An 893-nucleotide genomic window follows, 5' to 3' on the forward strand; every position below is an offset into this window, starting at 1 on the left:
GATATCGCATCCAAAGCGCAACAAGATACCAATACAACAAATATCACAAATATCAACACCACTATTGCGAAAGGTTTGAACTTCAAGGGTGATGATGCAACTGTCATCAATAAACAATTGGGCGATCAATTGGATATTAAAGGCGGTGCGGCAGCAACGAACTTGTCGGATAATAATATCGGTGTGGTATCCTCAAATGGCTCATTAAATGTGAAATTGGCCAAAGATTTGACCGGTTTGAACAGCGTAACGGCGGGAACAGCTAGAATGGGTGTTGATTCCACAGACCATAAGAGCTATGTGACCGGTTTAGATAACCGTGACTGGGATGTACAAAATCCGGTAGTTGTAAATGGTAGAGCGGCAACAGAAGACCAATTGAAGAAGGTATCTGATGCTATTACCGTTGCCAATGCATCTAAGACTGATTATCGTCTAGTTAAAAACTCAGCTGCGGCAGATGGATCTTATACAGTAACTAATAACAAGGTTGATCTTAAAGTAGAGGATAAAGCTAATCCAACTTCACCGGCAAGCACAGTTACAATCAATAACATCGCTAGTGCTGATGATGTTGAAAAACTAAAATCCGGCTTTAAAGTAAAGGCCGGCAATAATGAAGGCCCAATCAAAGCTGGCGATACACTTGAATTTGCGGCAAAAGACAATGCAATCGTGGAATACGATACGGCTGCTAAGAAATTGACCGTAGCCGTAAGCAAAAACCCTAATTTCGATAGCGTAACCGTAGGTGACGTAGTAATCAATAATAGTGGTATTAATGCGGGCAACAAACAAATCACAAACGTTGCCAGTGGCGGAGATGTCATTACAAACGGTGCTAATATCGGCGATATCAACCGCATCGTTACTGCAAAAGACAAATACGTAAC

Annotated in this window: 1 protein-coding gene; it reads left to right on the plus strand. The window is 41.5% G+C overall.

Features of this window, described 5'->3' with window-relative positions; genetic code table 11:
- A partial coding sequence (locus DW000_RS09765; protein ID WP_133300043.1) for a hypothetical protein occupies window positions 1-893 on the plus strand: 893 nt, incomplete at both ends.

The organism is Veillonella sp. AF36-20BH, assembly GCF_003602765.1.
Lineage (GTDB): Bacteria > Bacillota > Negativicutes > Veillonellales > Veillonellaceae > Veillonella > Veillonella hominis.